Annotated in this window: 16 protein-coding genes; 7 read left to right on the forward strand and 9 right to left on the reverse strand. The window is 63.4% G+C overall.

Annotated elements, in window-relative coordinates; translation table 11 throughout:
* Window positions 1–29: 29 nt before the first annotated feature.
* Both P0D73_RS22010 and P0D73_RS22015 read right to left on the reverse strand, forming a co-directional pair.
* Window positions 30–2,399, reverse strand: coding sequence for an FdhF/YdeP family oxidoreductase (locus P0D73_RS22010; protein ID WP_408432854.1), 2,370 nt, complete (start codon window positions 2,397–2,399; stop codon window positions 30–32).
* Between the two features lie 133 nt (window positions 2,400–2,532).
* Window positions 2,533–2,730: a hypothetical protein gene (locus tag P0D73_RS22015; protein WP_408180181.1), complete on the reverse strand. Its 198-nt coding sequence runs from the start codon at window positions 2,728–2,730 to the stop codon at window positions 2,533–2,535.
* A 195-nt stretch (window positions 2,731–2,925) separates the two neighbouring features.
* On the opposite strand from P0D73_RS22015, the gene P0D73_RS22020 reads away from it, so the two are divergent.
* Complete coding sequence (locus P0D73_RS22020) at window positions 2,926–3,171, forward strand: DUF6723 family protein (RefSeq protein WP_132377273.1); 246 nt, start codon at window positions 2,926–2,928, stop codon at window positions 3,169–3,171.
* 41 nt (window positions 3,172–3,212) lie between these two features.
* On the opposite strand, the gene P0D73_RS22025 is transcribed toward P0D73_RS22020, so the two are convergent.
* Entirely contained in the window at window positions 3,213–3,449 is a 237-nt protein-coding gene (locus tag P0D73_RS22025) for a hypothetical protein (protein WP_132377272.1), read from the reverse strand.
* Window positions 3,450–3,593: 144 nt separating this feature from the next.
* On the opposite strand from P0D73_RS22025, the gene P0D73_RS22030 reads away from it, so the two are divergent.
* The 3 genes from P0D73_RS22030 to tkt all read left to right on the forward strand — a co-directional run bounded on the left by P0D73_RS22030 (window position 3,594) and on the right by tkt (window position 7,166).
* Entirely contained in the window at window positions 3,594–3,839 is a 246-nt protein-coding gene (locus P0D73_RS22030) for a hypothetical protein (protein ID WP_408432856.1), read from the forward strand.
* A gap of 436 nt (window positions 3,840–4,275) precedes the next feature.
* On the forward strand, window positions 4,276–4,821 hold the full coding sequence (locus P0D73_RS22035) for a cupin domain-containing protein (protein ID WP_408432858.1): 546 nt from the start codon (window positions 4,276–4,278) through the stop codon (window positions 4,819–4,821).
* Between the two features lie 260 nt (window positions 4,822–5,081).
* Window positions 5,082–7,166, forward strand: a complete 2,085-nt coding sequence (gene tkt / locus P0D73_RS22040; protein ID WP_408285762.1) for a transketolase — start codon at window positions 5,082–5,084, stop codon at window positions 7,164–7,166.
* Between the two features lie 105 nt (window positions 7,167–7,271).
* Here tkt and P0D73_RS22045 read toward each other — a convergent pair whose 3' ends face one another.
* From P0D73_RS22045 to P0D73_RS22065, 5 genes are all read right to left on the reverse strand, one after another.
* Window positions 7,272–8,357: a hypothetical protein gene (locus P0D73_RS22045; RefSeq protein ID WP_408285764.1), complete on the reverse strand. Its 1,086-nt coding sequence runs from the start codon at window positions 8,355–8,357 to the stop codon at window positions 7,272–7,274.
* 218 nt (window positions 8,358–8,575) lie between these two features.
* Window positions 8,576–9,679, reverse strand: coding sequence for a cell division protein ZapE (gene zapE, locus P0D73_RS22050; RefSeq protein WP_408314530.1), 1,104 nt, complete (start codon window positions 9,677–9,679; stop codon window positions 8,576–8,578).
* A 120-nt stretch (window positions 9,680–9,799) separates the two neighbouring features.
* Entirely contained in the window at window positions 9,800–12,130 is a 2,331-nt protein-coding gene (locus P0D73_RS22055) for a hybrid sensor histidine kinase/response regulator (RefSeq protein ID WP_408432860.1), read from the reverse strand.
* Between the two features lie 4 nt (window positions 12,131–12,134).
* Complete coding sequence (locus P0D73_RS22060; RefSeq protein ID WP_408432862.1) at window positions 12,135–12,938, reverse strand: alpha/beta fold hydrolase; 804 nt, start codon at window positions 12,936–12,938, stop codon at window positions 12,135–12,137.
* A gap of 132 nt (window positions 12,939–13,070) precedes the next feature.
* A complete protein-coding gene (locus tag P0D73_RS22065) occupies window positions 13,071–13,973 on the reverse strand; it encodes a YihY/virulence factor BrkB family protein (RefSeq protein ID WP_132377264.1) in 903 nt (300 codons plus the stop codon).
* A 277-nt stretch (window positions 13,974–14,250) separates the two neighbouring features.
* Here P0D73_RS22065 and P0D73_RS22070 point away from each other — a divergent pair, with 277 nt between their 5' ends.
* The 3 genes from P0D73_RS22070 (at window position 14,251) to P0D73_RS22080 (ending at window position 17,903) form a co-directional block, all read left to right on the forward strand.
* Window positions 14,251–15,402 carry a ligase-associated DNA damage response exonuclease gene (locus tag P0D73_RS22070; protein ID WP_408432864.1) on the forward strand — a complete coding sequence of 384 codons (1,152 nt, stop codon included), beginning with the start codon at window positions 14,251–14,253 and terminating at the stop codon, window positions 15,400–15,402.
* Window positions 15,399–17,075 (forward strand): ATP-dependent DNA ligase, encoded by a 1,677-nt coding sequence (locus tag P0D73_RS22075; protein ID WP_408432866.1) that lies wholly within the window; start codon window positions 15,399–15,401, stop codon window positions 17,073–17,075. The genes P0D73_RS22070 and P0D73_RS22075 overlap by 4 nt, the downstream gene beginning before the upstream one ends.
* Window positions 17,076–17,444: 369 nt before the next feature.
* A complete protein-coding gene (locus P0D73_RS22080; RefSeq protein ID WP_408226228.1) occupies window positions 17,445–17,903 on the forward strand; it encodes a response regulator in 459 nt (152 codons plus the stop codon).
* Between the two features lie 215 nt (window positions 17,904–18,118).
* On the opposite strand, the gene P0D73_RS22085 is transcribed toward P0D73_RS22080, so the two are convergent.
* Complete coding sequence (locus tag P0D73_RS22085; RefSeq protein WP_408432868.1) at window positions 18,119–18,520, reverse strand: PRC-barrel domain-containing protein; 402 nt, start codon at window positions 18,518–18,520, stop codon at window positions 18,119–18,121.
* Between the last annotated feature and the right edge of the window lie 109 nt (window positions 18,521–18,629).

The following is an 18,629-nucleotide window of genomic DNA, read 5'->3' on the forward strand; positions in this document are numbered from 1 at the left end:
ATTCAGGCCGGCGCGCCCTTTCTGCATTCTCACGCCGCCAAATCCTCGCTCGCCGCCGACTTGCGCAGCCGCACCGGAATCGACTTCGACGCCGGCACCTGACTCGATTCCGCGTGATGCGAGAGCGGAATCAGGCGATTGCATTCCGGGTAGTAGCCCATGATGCAACCCAGCGGAATGTCGAACGCGTGGACATGCATGCCGTCCACTTCGCGCGTCACGTCGTCGTTCGAGACGGTGGAGATGCACACCGCGTCGCCTTCCGAAAAGCGGAGCCGCGTCATGTCGTCCTGATGCATGAGCAGTACGCTGCGGCTGCCACGCACGCCGCGAAAGCGGTCGTCGAGACCGTACACGGTGGTGTTGAACTGACTGTCGCCGCGCGCCGTCATCAGGCGCAGTACGTCTGGACCTCGCGACGGCATGTCCGCGTCTTCGTCGAGCGTCTCGGGCACGATGAAATTCGCCTTGCCGCTTGCCGTATTCCATTTGCGCTCGCAAGCGGCGAGTGGCCGGTGAAACCCGCCTGGTTGCCTGAAGCGCTGGTTAAAGTCCTTGAACTGATCCGGATAGGTGCGCTCGATTGCATCGCGCGCCAGCGAGTAGTCGTCCACCCACGCATCCCAGTCGATCTTCGGATTGCGCGGCAGCAGAGCTTTTGCAAGGCCCGCGACGATCGCGGGTTCCGACAGCAGCATGTCGCCGGCCGGCTCGGCGAGTCCGTGCGAGCCATGCACGCAGGCCGTGCTGTCCTCCACGCTGACCCATTGCTCGCCGCTCGCCTGGCGGTCGATCTCGATGCGCCCGAGGCATGGCAGCAAATACGCGACCTCGCCGTGCAGCAGATGACTCCGGTTGAGTTTGGTGGCGATCTGCACCGTGAGCCGCAGCCGCTGCCACGCGGGGTCCATCACATGATGATCGGGAATCGCCACCTGAAAATTACCGCCCAGGCCGATGAAGGCTTTGACCTTGCCGTCGAGCACGCCGCGGCAGGCTTCGACCGTGGTCATGCCTTTGTCGCGCGGCGGCTCGAAGCCGTAGAGTTCTTTCAGCTTGTCGAGCGGCGCGAGTTCAGGCTTTTCCGTGATGCCGACCGTGCGCTGCCCCTGCACGTTCGAGTGACCGCGAATCGGGCAGATGCCCGCGCCCGGCCGGCCGATATTGCCGCGCAGAAGCAGCAGGTTCGACAGCATCTGCACGTTGTGCACGCCGCTGCGATGCTGCGTGATGCCCATGCCGTACAGCACCATCGCGGCATTCGCTTTCGCGTAGACACGTGCCGCGCTTTCGAGCGCGCCGCGGCTGAGTTGCGAGTGGTGTTCGATCTCTTCCCATGAAGTGGCGCGCATCGCGTCGGCGAAGGCTTCGAAGCCATGTGTATGTTCGGCGATGAAAGCCGCGTCGAGCACCCGCGGCTCACCGTTGCGTTGCGCGTCGTCGTCCCATTCGATCAGCAGCTTGCAAAGTCCGGCAATCGCCGCCGCATCGCCGCCAATCTTCACCTGATGATATTGCGTGCTGATCCGCGTATCGGCCGGGGTAAGCATGTCGAGCGGCGACTGCGGGTTCGCAAATGTGACGAGCCCGCGTTCCTTGAGCGGATTGAACGTGATGATTTCCACGCCGCGTTTGCGCGCATCCTGCAACTGATGCAGCATGCGCGGCGCGTTGGTGCCGGTGTTGTGGCCGAAGAACAGCATGCAGTCGGTATGCGTGAAGTCTTCGAGTTGCACGGTCCCGACCGGAACGCCGATCGACTTCGGCAAGCCGACCGAGGTGCTTTCGTGACACATGTTCGAACTGTCCGGCAGGTTGTTGGTGCCGTACACGCGCGCCATCAGCGCATACATGTAGGACGTTTCGAGCGACGCCCGGCCCGATGCATAGAACACCGCTTCATTCGGATCGAGCGCTTGCAGTTCGCTCGCGATTTCGGCGAACGCATGTTCCCAGGTGGTCTGCACGTAGCGGTCGGTCGCCGGATCCCAGCGCATCGGCGCGGTCAGCCGCCCGCGCGACTCGAGTTCCAGACCGCTCCATGAGCGCAATTCGCTCAGCGTATGGCCGGCGAAAAAGTCCGTATGGATATGTTTGCTGGTGATTTCCCACGCGGTCGCCTTTGCGCCGTTTTCACAGAACTCGAAGAGATGCGGGTCCGCGGGTTTGGCCCATGAACAGCTCACGCAGGCGAAGCCGTCGGGCTTGTTCTGCTGCGAGAGAATGCGGCTGCCGTTCAACGTCACGTGTTCCTGCACGAGGATCGACGCGACCGCTTTCACCGAGCCCCAGCCGCCCGCGGCGTTGCGGTACTCCTTGATGGGCGCGCTATCGGGTGTGCCGGGGGTGCCTTTCGTTGCGCTCTGCGGCGCGGTTTCGACAATGTGATCGGTGCTCATGTTGACTCCTGGCGGGTTGCCGGTCCCCGAGCGCCGGCTTACCCGAAGAGTCCGCAATTACCGGACCACTGGTTTAATTTGCGCTTACAAGCATTCCGCCCAGCCCTCGCTTTGCAACGCCACTTGGATAGGATCATGCGGCGCTGACTGGCGGCGGCCTGGCAGGCGGATCGCCTTCGGGCGCACGATCCGGATCATTCGGCGGCACGTCGTCGGGCGGCGGCGACGGATCGGGATCGCTGGTCGGGCGCGGGGCGTCGGGGTCGACTTCCGGTGGCATCGGCGTATGCAGATGCAGACTCGGCATGCAACGCGTGCTCGTCATAGTCATCGTGGTCTCCGTGATGTGAATGCCTGTCGAGCGCAACCGGCATGCCACCGGCCCCATTCGCCGAGAATCTGGGCCCGTGGCGTGTGGAACAGCTATTGCTCGACCACAGCATGCGCGTGGCGCCACAGCGGCGGAACGCGCCGCGATATCGCACCGGACATGACGCACAGAAGTGCAGGGACAAGGGAAAGACAAATGGCGCGACATAAGGCCGACGTTGCTGACGATGACTTCGAGATTTACGCCAGCTATCACGGAACAGGCGACGGCCGTTACGTAGGTGGACTGAAGGTTGTCAGAAAAGCGGACAGAAGAATTCTGTTTCCATTCGATGGCGCGCCCGAAATCGGGCCCTACGCGACCGCCGACGAGGCGCGCCGCGCCGCGATCGACTATGGCCGTGAGATCGTGGCAGCGGATCGCGCGAGCCCAGAGAACTGACGGATGGCGGCGCACTCGCGCCGCCGGAAGCAGGGATTGCCTTATGGCATGCCGCCGAGCGACGGAGAAATCGTGCTGCCACGACCTGGGTCGTCGGGATGTTCGTCAGGCAGCGTCGGCCGCGCCGAGAGCGGTGGATGCGTGCGATAGCAACTGTCGATCGAGGTATCGGCGAGGCAGCGCTGGAATGAGTCCGCGTCGTTCTTTTGCGCGAAGGTGTACAGGGTGCGTTCGACTTGTACTTCAGTATCGGATACGCGAATCGTCGTCATTGTCATGAGGTTCTCCTTTTTACAAATGTCGGTCCAGACCTCCACCGCACCTGCCGCAACGGCTGTGCCCAGCTTGCCGTTGGCGTGCTGACGGAGAGGGACCGGATGTTGCTGCATCGAAGACATATCCGAAATCAGAAGGAGGGCGGCATGCAGACCGAACCGCAGGACACCAACCCGCAGGACACCAACCCGCAGAACCAGCTCGACGCGCTAGTTACAGACGAAGTGAAACAGCGCAACAAGCCGAGTGGCACGCACTATGTCGAACCCAGCGCGCTCGGTATCGAGCCCGTCGAACAGACCGGCGTGGACAAGGCGACCAATCCGCCGCGCTCGAACGAGCGCCCGGCTCAAACCACCGAAGTCCCGCTCGGCACCGGCTCCCATGCCTAGCCGCCCGGAGGCGGCGGACGTGAATCGCAGCGCAAGCAATGATGCGGCGTATGCTGGTTCCGGAGTACAAGCCGGAAATCCGAGGGAGAGATGCATGCAGCAGGAAAACGAACCGCTGAACCCCGGCGACGAAGCCTCGGCGGATGCGCCTGGCGTCGGCGGCGGCTGACCAGCGGTGACGGGCATGCGCGGCACTCGACCCTCGCGGCCGGTGCCACGCAGACTGAGATAAACAACTAAGCGACCAATACTTCATATGTTTGCGAAATTCGTCCATCGTCACGGCAGCGCGCACAGAATTGCCCAAAAAGAAGCGCGCGCGAAAGCAGGCGCGCTTTATGCGGCGCTGAAAAGATCGCCCGAGCCGGCTGGCGCGTTGTCTTCAACGCCGGCTGCAGGGGAGCACAGCGATCTTCAGGACGCAAAGGAGCAAACCATGTTCAACGATTCAAAGCATGGAATCGACGCCGCCAAGACCGAGTACGAAGCCTTCATGCTCAAGCCGCACGACTGGGTGCCGAACAACCGCACATTGCCGGTCGTGATTTACAGGCGCGCCCTCATGCCGGATAGCGGCGACCTCGCGGCCGCGTTCGAAATCCTCTTCGAACGCAATGCGTGGCCGCCGCAGTGGCGCGACGGCATTTTCGACTACCACCATTTCCACGCCACCGCGCACGAAATACTGGGCGTGACGGACGGCTCCGCGCAAGTGATCATCGGCGGACCGGGCGGCAAGGTGGTGACGCTATCCGCCGGCGACGCGATCCTGCTGCCGGCCGGGACTGGCCATTGCCTGCAATCGTTCGCCCGGCATTTTCGGGTCGTGGCCGGCTATCCGGAGGGCCAGCAGTGGGACATCCGCCGGGAGGCGCTCACGCCGGACGAACTCGCGGCGATGGAGGCGTTGCCTTTTCCGCCGCTGGATCCGATTGACGGCAAACATGGTCCACTAGTCGAGCATTGGCTGCGCGCGGCTTGATACTGGCGCACGCCGTTTCTTCCCCCTTGTCCGCGCCGATCGGAACGGGCTCGCGTCCCAAGCCCTCTGAAAGACTCGCTCCCCGCAGCGAATCCATCTGATGCCGCGTGTAACGCTCCGTGCAGATTTGCGCGCATCGGCGCATCATCGTTGAGCCTCGCAGCGGTTCCTCATGCGTTCTTCCACGTAACACGGTTCGCCGGGTGCGCCGACACAGTGCGTCCCGGCTTTCTCTTCAACCGCCGAACAAGGAGTGTCCCATGCAAAACGATCCCGCCCTCGATCAGCTGTGCATCAACACGATCCGCACGCTGTCGATGGACGCTGTGCAAAAGGCCAATTCCGGTCACCCCGGCACGCCGATGGCACTGGCACCCGTTGCCTATCATCTGTGGCAAAACCATCTTCGTTACGACCCGGACGAGCCGTTGTGGCCGAACCGCGATCGCTTCGTGCTCTCGGTGGGACATGCGTCGATGCTGCTGTATTCGCTGCTGCATCTGGCCAACGTGAAGGCGGTGGACGAGGAGGGCAAACCGACCGGCGCGCCCGCCGTCTCGCTCAACGACATAGAGCATTTCCGCCAGATTGACAGCAATACGCCGGGGCACCCCGAGTACCGCATGACCACCGGCGTCGAGACCACCACCGGGCCGCTCGGCCAAGGGCTCGGCAACAGCGTCGGCATGGCGATGGCGGGGCGCTGGTGCGAGAGCCACTTCAACAAGCCGGATGCGCCGCTCTTCGACCATCGCGTCTACGCGTTGTGCGGCGACGGCGACATGATGGAAGGCATCTCGCACGAGGCGGCTTCGCTCGCCGGGCATCTGAAGCTGTCCAATCTGATCTGGATCTACGACAGCAACCGCGTGACGATCGAGGGCCATACCGACCTCGCATACAGCGACGACGTGGAAAGCCGGTTCCACGGTTACAACTGGCATACGCTGCGTGTGAACGACGCCAACGACGCCGCCGCGCTCGAAGCCGCTTTAGTCGAAGCGAAAAGCATCACCGACAGGCCGACTCTGATCGTGGTGCACAGCATCATCGGCTGGGGCTCGCCGCATAAGCAGGACACTTCGTCGGCGCATGGCGAAGCGCTCGGCGTCGAAGAAGTGGCGCTCACCAAGAAGGCGTACGGCTGGCCGGAGGACAAGTTCTTCTATGTGCCGGATGGCGTGCATGAGCGCTTCGCGGCGGGCATCGGCGCACGCGGCAAGGCGGCACGCGAGCAATGGCAGGCGCAGTACGACGCGTACACCAAAAAGTACCCGGAACTCGCGCGTGAATTCGCGCAGATGGAAGCGCACGAATTGCCGGCGGGCTGGGACAGCGACATCCCCACGTTCGACGCGGATCCGAAGGGCGTCGCGTCACGCGATTCGTCGGGCAAGGTGCTCAACGCGATTGCCGCGCGCGTGCCGTGGATGATCGGCGGCGCGGCGGATCTCTCGCCGTCCACCAAAACCAACCTGAAATTCGAAGGCGCGGGCAGCTTCGAGCACGATAGCTATGGCGGCTGCAATCTGCACTTCGGCATCCGCGAACACGCGATGGGTGCGGCGGTGAATGGCCTCGCGCTGTCGAATCTGCGGCCGTTCGGCTCCACGTTCCTGATCTTCAGCGACTACATGAAGCCGCCGATCCGCCTCTCGGCGATCATGGAAGTGCCGTCCATCTTCGTGTTCACGCACGATTCGATCGGCGTGGGCGAAGACGGCCCGACCCATCAGCCGATCGAGCAACTGGCCTCGCTGCGCGGCGTGCCGGGGCTCACCGTGCTGCGTCCGGGCGATGCCAACGAAGTCGCCGAGGTTTGGCGGGTGGCGCTGTCGGATCCGCGGCGGCCGTCATGCATCGTCGTGTCGCGTCAGGCGCTGCCCACGTTGGACCGCAGCCGCTATGCCGCCGCCAGCGGCACGCGGAAGGGCGCTTATGTACTCGCCGATGCGCCCGATGGACAGAAGCCGCAAGTGATCCTGATGGCGACGGGCAGCGAACTCTCGATCTGCGTCGACGCGTACGAGAAGCTCAAGGGCGAGGGGATCGCGGCGCGCGTGGTGTCGATGCCGTCGTGGGACATCTTCGAGCGCCAGGACGAGGCGTATCAGGACTCGGTGCTGCCACCGGACGTCGATGCGCGTGTCGCTGTCGAACAGGCTGCCTCGCTCGGCTGGGACCGCTATGTGGGCCGTCTCGGTGCGCAGGTGGTGATGCATACGTTCGGCGCGTCCGCGCCGCTCGCTGATCTGAAGAAGAAGTTCGGCTTCACGCCGGAGCGGGTGTACGAAGCGGCGAAGCAGCAGATCGCGCGGGTGCAGTCCAAGCGCAGTCAGGAGTAAAGGCACGGATAGGTCCGCCGCGGTAAAGAGCCGGTGGCTTGATAAGAGCCGCCGGCTTTTTTATCCGCCGCCGCGAACTCGCGGGCCGCCGCCGCTATCGCGCGATCAATTCGCCGGAATCGTCACCACCGGCGCCTTGCTGCTCGTATCGGCTTCGGCTAGCGCCATCAGATTCTGCACGACTGTAAAGGCATATTTCGAATCGAAGTCGTTGCGATCGACCCAATACGTCGACGGTCCATACGCGATCATCACGTAGGCATTCTCAGGCGGTGTTTTGCCGGAGTGCACGATGATGGTCGGCCTGGTCTCGCCGCCGATCAGGCCGACGGTCGGCTTGGTCGAGCCATCGCTGATACGCTCGACCGGCACCTGCACCTGGGCACCGAGGTCGGAAAGGATGCCAAGCACCGAGCGCGTCACCATCGGTATCTTGTCGCCCTTTTGCGATGCCGACGACGGCCCGTAGACAATCTCATAGGTCCGCGTATTCGACGACAGATGCAGCAGTTTGCGCACGCGGGCAAGATCGGCCGCCGTGGCCGGCGACTCGCCGCTGGTGGTCGCACCCATGACCAGATACACGCCCATCGCTCCGCTTTTGCCGTCCGCCTGGCGCGACTCGACGTTTAGTTCGCCGGCCAGTTGCAGACGCCGCAGCGCTTGCAGCAACTCGAAGAAACCCGGCGCACCCGCGCTGTTTTCGCCGCCGAGCGCATTGCCGTTCTGCAAGCCGCCCACCGATTGCGCGGTGATGCGCAACAGCAGATCGATCGGAATGCCGCCTTCGGCAAGCGGCAAAACCAGCGACGGCGCAAGCGGGCGGATGTACGCCGAGGCGAAGGCTTCACCCGTGGTTGGCGTGAAGGTGAAAGTCGGGTGATTCGAATATGAGGCGCTCCCCGTTGCGAGCGCGTAGTTCGGCTGGCTGCCCGAGCCGACGTTGGCCGTGGCGCCCGCGGTGGCATCGAACGTATAGGCGGCGATGATGCTGCTGACCGTCAGGAACGCGGGCGCGTCGCCGTAACGCAACCCGACCACGGCGGCGAGAATCTCGCGTTTCTTCGCATCGCCGAGGGCGCGCGCATAGTCGACCTGATCGGCTTTGAGGCGGGATGGTCCGATGTGGACGCAGGCGGAAGTGACGCAGGCCGCGCACAATGCCGCGGCGACAGAAGCGGTTCTGATCATAAGGACGGGAAGAGCGGAACGCTATCCCCTGAAGAATGGGCCCGCAACGGCGGTAGCAGGTCCTATTCCCGAATGGCGGCACGGAGGCGGCCATCCGCCGTTTCATCCTATGAATAGCGGGTTTTCCTCTCGACGATGGCGATTCAAAGAGGGTGCGCAGGATTTGCGATCGTTTTGCAAGATTTGCAGAATACGCACGTAAGTAGCTGCCCGGCAGCTTAAGAGGAACCGTCCATTGCATCTGCCGGCGTGTCCGCCGAATCCTCGTCCATCCCGTCGAGCGTGTTGCGATAAGCGCGCGATTGCATTTCGGCGAGCCGGCTCAGCGTGCGCGACAGATCGTGCGCGCCTACCAGGCCGCTGAGCGCCGCTTCGATCGGTTCGTCCGAGGCGATGAACAGCGCACGCTTGCGGTCGTAGAGAATATCGACCAGCCAGATCAGCCGTTGTAGCGTGTGGGATTGGCTCAGCCATTCGGTGCGCAGATTGTCGAGAATCAGACCGTGCCATTGCTCGGCGAGATCCAGATAGTCGAGATGCGAGCGGCTCGCCACGCACAGATTCTCGAAGTCCGCCCACAGTAATGCCGCGCCCGCCGCGCGTGCGGCAAGCGGGCGGCCGGCCGCGCTCACCGTAACCGGATCCAGCGTTTCGCTGCCTTCATAACGCACGAAAATCTGGCGCATGGTTTCACGATTGGCGGCATCGAGCGGCGCGAAGAAATGCGGCACTTGTGCTTCTTCACCGCCGAAACGGTAGTCGCGCGCGCCGTCGAAATGAATCACGGTGAAGCAGCGTTTGATCTGGTCGATGGTCGGCAGAAAGCGCTCGTGAAACTCCGGGTCGGATAGCAGGCCATCCGGCGCGTAGTTCGAGGTGAGCACGATGTGTGTGCCGAGACCGATTGCGGTATCGAGAAAGCGGCCCATCAGGAACGCGTCGGCGATGTCGTGTACGTGGAATTCGTCGAAGCACAGCAACTCGACTCCATCGAGCCATTGCCGCGAGACCGAGCCAAGCCGGTCGTCGCCGCGCGGCTCGCTCACGAGCCGCCGGTTCATCTCACGCAGAAATTCGTGAAAGTGCAGACGCCGCTTGCGGCAGGTCGCCAACTCGAACACCGTGTCGACCACCAGGCTCTTGCCGCGCCCAGGCAGTCCGTGGCAATACACGCCTCGATGCGCCGCTGGCGAGTTGGACCGCGCGCGCCGGCCATTCGCGCCGAGCAGTGCAACGAGCGCGGCGATCGCTTCGCGCTGGCTCGCATCGGGCGCGATGCCACGCGCGGCCAAGGTGCGTGTGACTTGAGCGCCGTCAAGCATGAGCAAGCTTGCCGGTGCGTGGCGAAACGGGTTCGCAAGAGATGGCGGTGAATGCGGCAGCGGTGTCGATGGGCATAAAGGGGCGGCGGGCGGAAATCGCGTCAGTTTAACAAGGCGCGCTCATACCCGCTGCCGGCTCAACACCCGTTGCAACTCGCCCGGATCGACCGGCTTCGTGAAGTGATGGTCGAAGCCGGCGGCCACGGCCGTCTGCTTGTCCTGCTGTTGGCCCCAGCCGGTCACGGCGATCAGCACAATGCCGGCGTCCTGGTAATCGTGGCGAATGCGCCGCGCCACTTCATAGCCGTTCAGAAGCGGCAAGCCGATGTCGAGAATCACCGCCTGCGGCGCGAACGCGCCGATCAGTTCAAGACCGGCGATGCCGTCGCCGGCCGTGCGCACTTCGTGGCCTTCGAGTTCGAGCACCATCGCGAGACTGTCGGCGGCGTCCGCATTATCGTCGACGATCACGACGCGCAAACCCGCCGCGTGCGGCGTCTCGGTCGGCGCACTGTCGGACGGCAACGAAGCGGATTTGGTCAGCGGCAGGCGGATCACGAACTCGCTGCCTTTGCCGGGGCCGTCGCTGAAGGCCGCGACTGTGCCGCCATGCAGTTCCGCGAGGCCGCGCACCAGCGCGAGGCCGATGCCGAGGCCGCCTTGCGAGCGGTCCAGCGCGGGCGCGAGTTGCGAGAACATTTCGAACACGCTGTCCAGATGCTCGCCCGGAATGCCGATGCCGGAATCGCGCACGACGATTACCGCTTCATCGCCCTCGCGTTCCGCAGCGAGCGAAATGCTGCCGCCAGGCGGCGTGTACTTGGCGGCGTTGTTCAGCAGATTCAGGATCATCTGCGACAGGCGCGTGGGATCGGCAACCAGATAAAGCGGCTCGCGTGGCAGCGTCACGCTCAGATGATGCGACGACGCCTGCACGGTCGGCCGCGCCGCTTCCATGGCCGATTGCATTGCGCGCGCCAGTTCGAGACGTTGCTTGCGCAACTCGAGCTTGCCCTGAGTGATGCGCGAGACTTCCAGCAGATCGTCGACCAGATGTGTCATATGTTGCAGTTGCCGGTCGAACACGTCGCGCGACCAGTTCAATTGTGGATCGGCGAATTCCTTGAGACGCAGAATCTCGAGCACGTTGCGCATCGGCGCCAGCGGATTGCGCAGTTCGTGCGCGAGCGTGGCGAGAAATTCGTTCTTGCGGCGATCGGCCTTCGAGAGTTCGAGATTCAGCCGCGTGAGTTGCTGCTCGGCGCGCCGTCGCTCGGTAATGTCGCGGTTGATGCTGACCGCCCCGTAAATATCGCCGCGTGCGTTCGCGAGCGGCTTGACCACGGTTTCGCACACGCCGCGCGAACCGTCGCGCCGCACGAACGGCAACTCGCCGCGCCACGTGCCTTCGGCGGCGAGCGCCGCGAGCGCTTCCCGGCGGATGCTCAGCGCTTCTTCCGGCGGCAGGAAGAGCGCGACCGGCTTGCCGAGAATCTCGCGCATGCGATAACCCAGCATGCGTTCGCCGCCCACGTTGAAGTCGGTGATATTGCCGCGCAGGTCGGTGATCACGATCGCATCGCTCAGGTGCTCGAAGATCGCGGCCTGGCGTAACAGGACCGTCTGCGCTTCCTTGCGTTCGGTAATGTCGATGCCGAGGCCGTAGATCATTAGCGGCTCGCCGTGGCGGTCATACGTGGCGCGCCCGCGGCCTTCCATCCAGCACCAGTCGCCGCTCGCATGCAGAAAGCGGAATTCGGCGACGTAGTCGTCACCGGCTTCCACCGCATGGTCCACTGCCTCGTTCAGCGCAACCAGATCGCCCGGATGAATCAGTTCGAAAAAGCCGCCGGGCGTGTTGGCGAAGCGGCCTTCGGCATAACCCGCGAGCGCTTCCAGTTCGCGGCTCCACCAGAACTTGCCCGAATTCGGTTCGTGCGACCACGCGCCCATGCGCGCGCCGCGCATGGCGAGACTCAACACGTCGCGGCTTTCCTGCAACTCCCGCTGCGCGAGCTGATGCGCGGCCACGGACGCCTCGGCATTGCGCCGCGCGAGCAGCAGCTCCTGCTCGTACTTATGACGGTCGGCGACGATCAGCACCGCCACTTCGAGATACGTCACGTCGCCGTGCCGGCGGCGCACCGCGTTGAGCAGCATCGGCACCATGTGGCCGTCGCGATGCATCATGTTCAGCTTGACCTCGGCCACCGAACCCTGCATTTGCAGGAGCGGCGCCCAATGCGTCTGATAGAACACCTTGCCGCCGGCGCTCAGCAGATCCTGGATTTGCTTCGCCCCGGCAAGCTCCGCGGTCTCATAGCCGAGCCAGCCGCAGAAGGTCGCGTTCACGCGCAGGATGCGTCCGTTGGCATCGGTGACGAGCAGGCCGCAGGCGGCGTGCTCGAATAGTGCGTCGGCTGAGGGCAGCGGGCGGTCCGTGCTTTGCATCGTGCTACAGGCTCATCGGCCCGAGAAAGGCGTTCATCGCGTCCGCGCTTGCGCTCGGTGAGCTGAGGTGTGGACAATGGCCGACGTTCTCGATGAGATGCAGCGTGCTGCCAGGCATCATGCGGTGCAGATATTCGCCGACCGCGCACGGCGCGATGATGTCGTCGCTACATTGCAGAATCAGCGTGGGCGTGGTCGCGCGCGACAGTATCGCGCGATGGTCGGAGAGAAACGTGACGCGCGCGAATTGCCGCGCGATCTCAGGATCGGTGCGGCAGAAACTGTTGGTCAGTTCGACGCCGAGCTCCGGCTGCTCCGGTGCGCCCATGATGGCCGGCGCCATCGTGCTCGACCAGCCGAGGTAGTTGCTTTCGAGGGTGCGCAGCAAGTCTTCGATATCGTCGCGCGAGAAGCCGCCGACGTAGTCGCCGTCGTTCACATAACAGGGCGACGGGCCCACCATGATGAGCGCGGAGAAGAGTTGCGGCGCCTTGAGACTCGCGATCAGGCCGATCATCGCGCTGACGGAGTGGCCGACGAACACCACCGGGCCCTCGGCGACTTCGCGGATGATCTCGATCAGGTCGGCGGCGTAGCCGTACAGCGAGTCGTACTTGTCGATGTCGTAGGCGCTCAGATCCGACGAGCCGCTGCCGACGTGATCGAACAGCACGGTCCGGTATTCGTCATGAAACGACGGTGCGAGGTAGCGCCACATGGTTTGATCGCAACCGAAGCCGTGCGCCAGCACCATGGTCCGCTTGCCGTTGCCGGAAATCTGTATGTTGTTGCGCAGGGTGATGCTCATTGTCGGGTCCTGAAGCCTGCCGGGTGGAGGCGGTTACGCCAGGCGTGCGCCTCGGCCGGTATTCAGGAGAATGTTACCCCAGTCTTGCCATTCGCCATGTTGCCCGAGGCGTAGGGCGCATCGCGGCGAGGCTCAATCGGTCTTGATTTCCGGTTGCGGCGCCTGAAGCGGCTCGCTTCCGAATCGTTCGTATTGCGAAATCACCTGGGCTCCCAGCAGCAGCAAGGTCGCCAGCCACTCCAGGCTGAACAGGATCACGATGGCCATGGTCAGCGATCCGTACACCAGGCTCACCTGCGAGAGAGTCGCGAAATACCAGACCAGCACGTGCCGCGTAATCTCCCATAGCACCGCGGCGACCACGCCGCCGAACAGCGCATGTTTGAGCGAAGGGCGCCCGACCGGCATCACCATATAGATCGAGGTCAGCACGAACACCTCGCCCGCGAGGCCGAGCAGATACAGCACGACGCGCGAGAGTCCCTGCAACGAAACATGCAGGCCGAATAGTTCGATGCCTTCGGCGCCGATCGCCTCGAGACCGCTCGACACGAAGGTGACGATCAGCAGGCCGACGCCGAGACACAGAATGTAGCAATACGGCAGCATCGCCGAGAGCAGGAAGTGACGCCGCCGTACCACCACGCGGTGGACGAAAATCAGCGACATCGCGTTTTCGAGCACGGTGAAGGCCAGCGAACTGAAGAAGATCATCGTCAGCAACAAGACCCAGCCGATCACCGCGCGATGTGCGAGAAAATTGGCCAGTTCGCGCACCAGCGCATTTGACTGGCCCGGCACCAGCCATTGCAATAGATGCGCGAGCGCCGCGAGCAAAGTATGTTGGGGCACGAAGCGCGACAGGGCGATCACGATCAGGATCATGAGCGGCACGATCGAAAGCAACGCGTAATACGCGACCGCGCCCGCGAGCAGCAAGCCCTGGTTGGCGCGAAATGCCTTCAAGGTTTGCAGCGCGAATGTACCGGGATGTTTCGCCACATATAACGCGTGGTCGTCGATGATGGATTGCATGTGACCTCACAGCGCGCGTGGCTGGCCTGCCGGAATGCCGGTTTTGCCGACGCGCTTGCCTTGTTGCTCATGCATACTTAAGCAAGAATGCAGCCACGCTGGCGTTGCCGTTTCTTGCTGTCACGCCGATTCGCCAATGCGCGCCAGGAATGCAGTTTGCTTGGCGGCTGTATCGACGTTGCGTCGACATGCTTCAACACGTATGAAAACGGCGATTGTCATATAGACATCTATCATTCGCAGACACGACGTGCCATCTTTCCCATCGGAATCACCATTGACTATAGCCTCTGACGAAGCAGATCTCGCGGACCTGGTGGTGGCGCGGCCCGAGGGGTTGTATTGCCCGCCCGGCGACTTCTATATCGACCCGTGGCGCCCCGTGGAACGTGCGGTGATTACGCATGCGCATTCCGATCACGCGCGCTTCGGACATCGGCACTATCTCGCGTCGCAAGCGGGGGCGACCGTGCTGCTGTCGCGTTTGCCCGGCGTATCACTGCAAACCCTGGCGTACGGCGAGCGGCTCGATCTCAACGGCACGACGGTGTCGCTGCATCCCGCTGGGCATGTACTCGGCTCGGCGCAACTGCGGATCGAACACCGCGGGCGCGTATGGGTGGCATCGGGTGACTACAAGCTCGACCCCGACCCGACCTGCGATGCCTTCGAACCGGTGCGCTGCAATACCTTCATAACCGAGTCGACTTTCGGCCTGCCGATCTATCGATGGGACCCGCCGCAAACCGTGTTCGACGGTGTCGATTCGTGGTGGCGGCATAACGCGGCCGAAGGACGCGCATCGGTGCTGTTCTGCTATTCGTTCGGCAAGGCGCAGCGCGTGCTGGCGAGCGTCGATGCCGGCATTGGGCCGATCTTCTGTCACGGCGCCGTGGAGCCGCTCAATCGCGCGTATCGGGAGGCCGGCGTGCGCTTGCCGCCGGTGCGTCTCGTGAGCGAGATCCCGCTCAAGGACAAGGTGGCGTTCCGGCAGGCGTTGATCGTGGCGCCGCCGTCCGCGCAGGGCAGCGCATGGCTCAAGCGCTTCGGCGACTATAGCGACGCGTTCGCGTCGGGCTGGATGCGTCTGCGTGGCGCGCGCCGCAGGCGTGGCGTCGACCGTGGCTTCGTGCTGTCGGATCACGCCGATTGGCCCAGCCTGCAAACGGCCATTCAGGCGACGGGCGCTGAACGCGTGATCGTCACGCATGGCTCGGTCGAGCCGATGGTGCGCTGGTTGCGTGAGCAAGGCCTCGAGGCCGGCGCGTTTGAAACACAATATGGCGACGATACCGTCGAGGCCGACGCCGCGGGCGCGGATGAAACAGCCACGACGGGCAGCGTGCCGCACGAGTTCGATGAGGCCGCCGAGCAAGACGCCGCCACTGACGACACGGCCAACGCCGCCGACCCGTCGAGCCGCGCATGAAACGCTTCGCCGCCCTCTACACCGCGCTCGACGCGACCACGTCCACGCACGACAAACTCGAAGCGCTCACGAGCTACTTCGCCGTGGCCGAGCCGGAAGATGCGGCGTGGGCCTCGTATTTTCTCGCCGGCGGCAAACCGCGCCAGTCGGTACCGACGCGTCTACTGACGGAGATTGCCCGCGAGCGCGCCGGTTTGCCCGCCTGGTTATTCGAGGAGTCCTATCACGCGGTGGGTGACCTCGCCGAAACCATCGCCCATATCCTGCCGCCCGCGCAACGCAGTTCCGAATTGGGCCTCACGCAATGGATCGAGCAACGCGTGCTGACTTTGCGTGGCGTCGCGCCGGAAGAGTTGCGCACGCGTTTGATCGGCTACTGGGACGAACTCGACTGGGGCGGCCGTTTCCTGCTGACCAAACTGATCGGCGGCGGGTTTCGGGTCGGCGTCGCGCGGCAACTGGTGGTGAGGGCGCTGGCGGAAGTAGCGGGCGTCGATCATAAACGGATCGCGCAACGCATGGTCGGTTGGACCGACTCGCAACAGAAGCCCGATGCCGCGCGCTATCTGCGTTTGATCGCGCCCGAAGCGACAGGTGACGAGACGCAGTCCGGCGATCACCCGCAGGAGAGCGATCTCGGCCTGCCGTATCCGTTCTTTCTCGCGCATCCATTGCAGGCCGATCCGGCGACGCTCGGCGATCCGTCGCAGTGGCAGATCGAATGGAAGTGGGACGGCATTCGCGCGCAACTGGTCAAACGTGGTGGACGTGTCTGGTTGTGGTCACGCGGTGAGGATCTGATCACGGATCGATTCCCCGAGGTGGCGGCTTTAGGCGAAGCGTTACCGGACGGTTGCGTGATCGACGGAGAGATTCTCGCGTGGGAGCCGGGCGCGATGGCCCCCTTGCCGTTCGCGCGCCTGCAACCACGGATTGCCCGTAAAACGCTGACTAAAAAAATCCTTGCCGATTCGCCCGCCACACTGCTTGCCTACGATCTGCTCGAAGCGCACGGCAAGGATCTGCGCATGACGCCGCTCGCCGAGCGGCGGTCGCAACTGGATGCGCTGGCCATTTCCATCGACAGCACGCTCGCGCGCGATCTGCTGCGTGTGTCGCCGCTAGTGCGCGCCGCGGACTGGCAGGCGCTCGCGGCGTTACGCGACGAGAGCCGATCACGCGGTGTGGAAGGGCTGATGGTCAAGCAACGCGAATCGATGTATGGCGTGGGCCGCACCAAGGCATCTGGCACATGGTGGAAATGGAAGATCGATCCGTATGCAGTCGATGCCGTGCTGCTTTATGCGCAACGCGGCCACGGCCGCCGCGCCAGTCTCTACACCGATTTCACCTTCGCGGTGTGGGACGAAGCGAACGGCGTGCGCACGCTGGTGCCGTTCGCGAAGGCTTATTCCGGACTAACCGACGAAGAGATGCGTCAGGTGGATGCCATCGTTCGCAAGACCACGATCGAAAAGTTCGGCCCTGTGCGCAGTGTGACGCCCACCCTGGTATTCGAAATCGGCTTCGAGGGCATTCAGGCAAGTCCGCGTCATAAATCCGGCGTGGCGGTGCGCTTTCCGCGCATGCTGCGCTGGCGCACGGACAAACATATCGACGACGCCGATACGCTGGCCATGCTCAAGGGCTTCATCGATGATCGTGCGGGATAACCCGCTGAGTACAAATCCCTAAAAGGGTGCCGGGTTTTTCTCGACAGGATTCCTGCGTTATCGATGATAGCCTCAAGGCGTGCCATCCAGCGCACGCGGCAAGGGCGGCCTGCGCGACGCGAGTGCGTCTCGCCGACGCGTGAACGTCCGTTCTCAATGCCTCAACGCACTTAAATCAACCAGCGGCGTTTTATTGCGTGAGCTATGGTGAGGTAAGGCGTACGCTGCGGCGCTGCAAGCGCGGTGCGACGCGAACAGAAACCATCGTCTGGAGAACGATGAGCTTTGTCTGCGCGTCAGGAGCGAATCTTGCGCGCGTGTTCCGAAGTGCCCGCGAGTGGCGCACGGAAAAAAGCCAAGGAGAAGATGGTGACGTTCGACGACCGGATGGACGATAACGAAGACGTCGTAGTGTGGCGGCCTATCCAGTATGCGATGGCGTCGCACCGGCGCGTCCTCGTGGTGGACGATTACCGGGAAGCGGCAGAGGCATTGCAGATGTTGCTGACTGCTGACGGCTTCGAGTGCCGCGCGCTTGAGGATCCCTTTGCTGTCTGCGCGATGGCCCATGAATGGCAGCCGTTTGCGGTGGTGCTGGACATCAAGATGCCGGGCCTGGATGGCCTGGAACTGGCTCGCCGCCTGCGCGCCCATCCTTCGACTTCGCATATGTTGCTGGTGGCGTGCACCGCATTCGCCTCGCGCGACGACCGGGCACGTGCCAAGGCCGCCGGTTTCGATGCGCATTGCGCGAAGCCGTTGACGCCCGAGCGTCTGTTGCGTGTGCTCGAATCGGCTGCGGCGCTGCATGCGGCCGGACCGCCGTAAGGGCTGCGTGCGCTTTGAAAGAAATTCTCCATGCGGCAACTATGGAATTCGCGGCAGATTGAAGCAGATGCAGAGTGTCAAGGGGCACTCAGATTATTTAGGTTAATTGAATATATCGCCGTGACGGGCCGTTGACCTGTTACAGATAACAGCGCAACTAACCGGTCTGCAAGGGCAGTCCCTTGCAACCGGTCGACCGGATCAGAGACCCGCGCTTAGTCCGGCGCGTACTTGAACTCAGGCAGCGCCTCGAGCGACTTTTTGGTGGCTTCAGGCAGCACCACACGCCGGTTATTGATCTGTAAGTCGTTGAACGGCACGGCGACCAGATGTTTGCCCATGCCGAGGAATCCGCCTACCGACAGGATCGCGTACGTGCTGCGGTCTCCGCTTGGCGAGACGATCAGATCGTCCAGCGTGCCGATAGTGTCCTTGTTCTTGTTATAGACATCGGCGCCGCTCAACTTCGACGCGCGGTAGCCGCTCGCGAGTTGCACCACGTCCGTCCGTTTTTCCGTAATTGCCTGAGGCGCGCCCTGAGCGTGCGCATTGCCGTACGACGCGAGCGTGGCGAGGAGCAGGGCGGTGGCGGCCAGTGAATTGTGTATTCGTTGCATGATGATTGTTCTCCCTGATGACATGTCCGGCGCTTCTTGTGCCGCGCCGCTTCATTGAGTCAGCTTTCACCTTGCTTGCTGCAAAAGTTGTGCCGCGCAGCGCCAATAC

This window comes from Paraburkholderia sp. RL18-101-BIB-B (assembly GCF_046026985.1).
GTDB lineage: Bacteria > Pseudomonadota > Gammaproteobacteria > Burkholderiales > Burkholderiaceae > Paraburkholderia.

What these genes read in the sequence shown, in the direction of transcription:
- P0D73_RS22010 (WP_408432854.1), bottom strand. Translation starts at nt 2,399, where the DNA reads ATGAGCACCGATCACATTGTCGAAACCGCGCCGCAGAGCGCAACGAAA.
- P0D73_RS22015 (WP_408180181.1), bottom strand. Translation starts at nt 2,730, where the DNA reads ATGACTATGACGAGCACGCGTTGCATGCCGAGTCTGCATCTGCATACG.
- P0D73_RS22020 (WP_132377273.1), top strand. Translation starts at nt 2,926, where the DNA reads ATGGCGCGACATAAGGCCGACGTTGCTGACGATGACTTCGAGATTTAC.
- P0D73_RS22025 (WP_132377272.1), bottom strand. Translation starts at nt 3,449, where the DNA reads ATGACAATGACGACGATTCGCGTATCCGATACTGAAGTACAAGTCGAA.
- P0D73_RS22030 (WP_408432856.1), top strand. Translation starts at nt 3,594, where the DNA reads ATGCAGACCGAACCGCAGGACACCAACCCGCAGGACACCAACCCGCAG.
- P0D73_RS22035 (WP_408432858.1), top strand. Translation starts at nt 4,276, where the DNA reads ATGTTCAACGATTCAAAGCATGGAATCGACGCCGCCAAGACCGAGTAC.
- tkt (WP_408285762.1), top strand. Translation starts at nt 5,082, where the DNA reads ATGCAAAACGATCCCGCCCTCGATCAGCTGTGCATCAACACGATCCGC.
- P0D73_RS22045 (WP_408285764.1), bottom strand. Translation starts at nt 8,357, where the DNA reads ATGATCAGAACCGCTTCTGTCGCCGCGGCATTGTGCGCGGCCTGCGTC.
- zapE (WP_408314530.1), bottom strand. Translation starts at nt 9,679, where the DNA reads ATGCTTGACGGCGCTCAAGTCACACGCACCTTGGCCGCGCGTGGCATC.
- P0D73_RS22055 (WP_408432860.1), bottom strand. Translation starts at nt 12,130, where the DNA reads ATGCAAAGCACGGACCGCCCGCTGCCCTCAGCCGACGCACTATTCGAG.
- P0D73_RS22060 (WP_408432862.1), bottom strand. Translation starts at nt 12,938, where the DNA reads ATGAGCATCACCCTGCGCAACAACATACAGATTTCCGGCAACGGCAAG.
- P0D73_RS22065 (WP_132377264.1), bottom strand. Translation starts at nt 13,973, where the DNA reads ATGCAATCCATCATCGACGACCACGCGTTATATGTGGCGAAACATCCC.
- P0D73_RS22075 (WP_408432866.1), top strand. Translation starts at nt 15,399, where the DNA reads ATGAAACGCTTCGCCGCCCTCTACACCGCGCTCGACGCGACCACGTCC.
- P0D73_RS22085 (WP_408432868.1), bottom strand. Translation starts at nt 18,520, where the DNA reads ATGCAACGAATACACAATTCACTGGCCGCCACCGCCCTGCTCCTCGCC.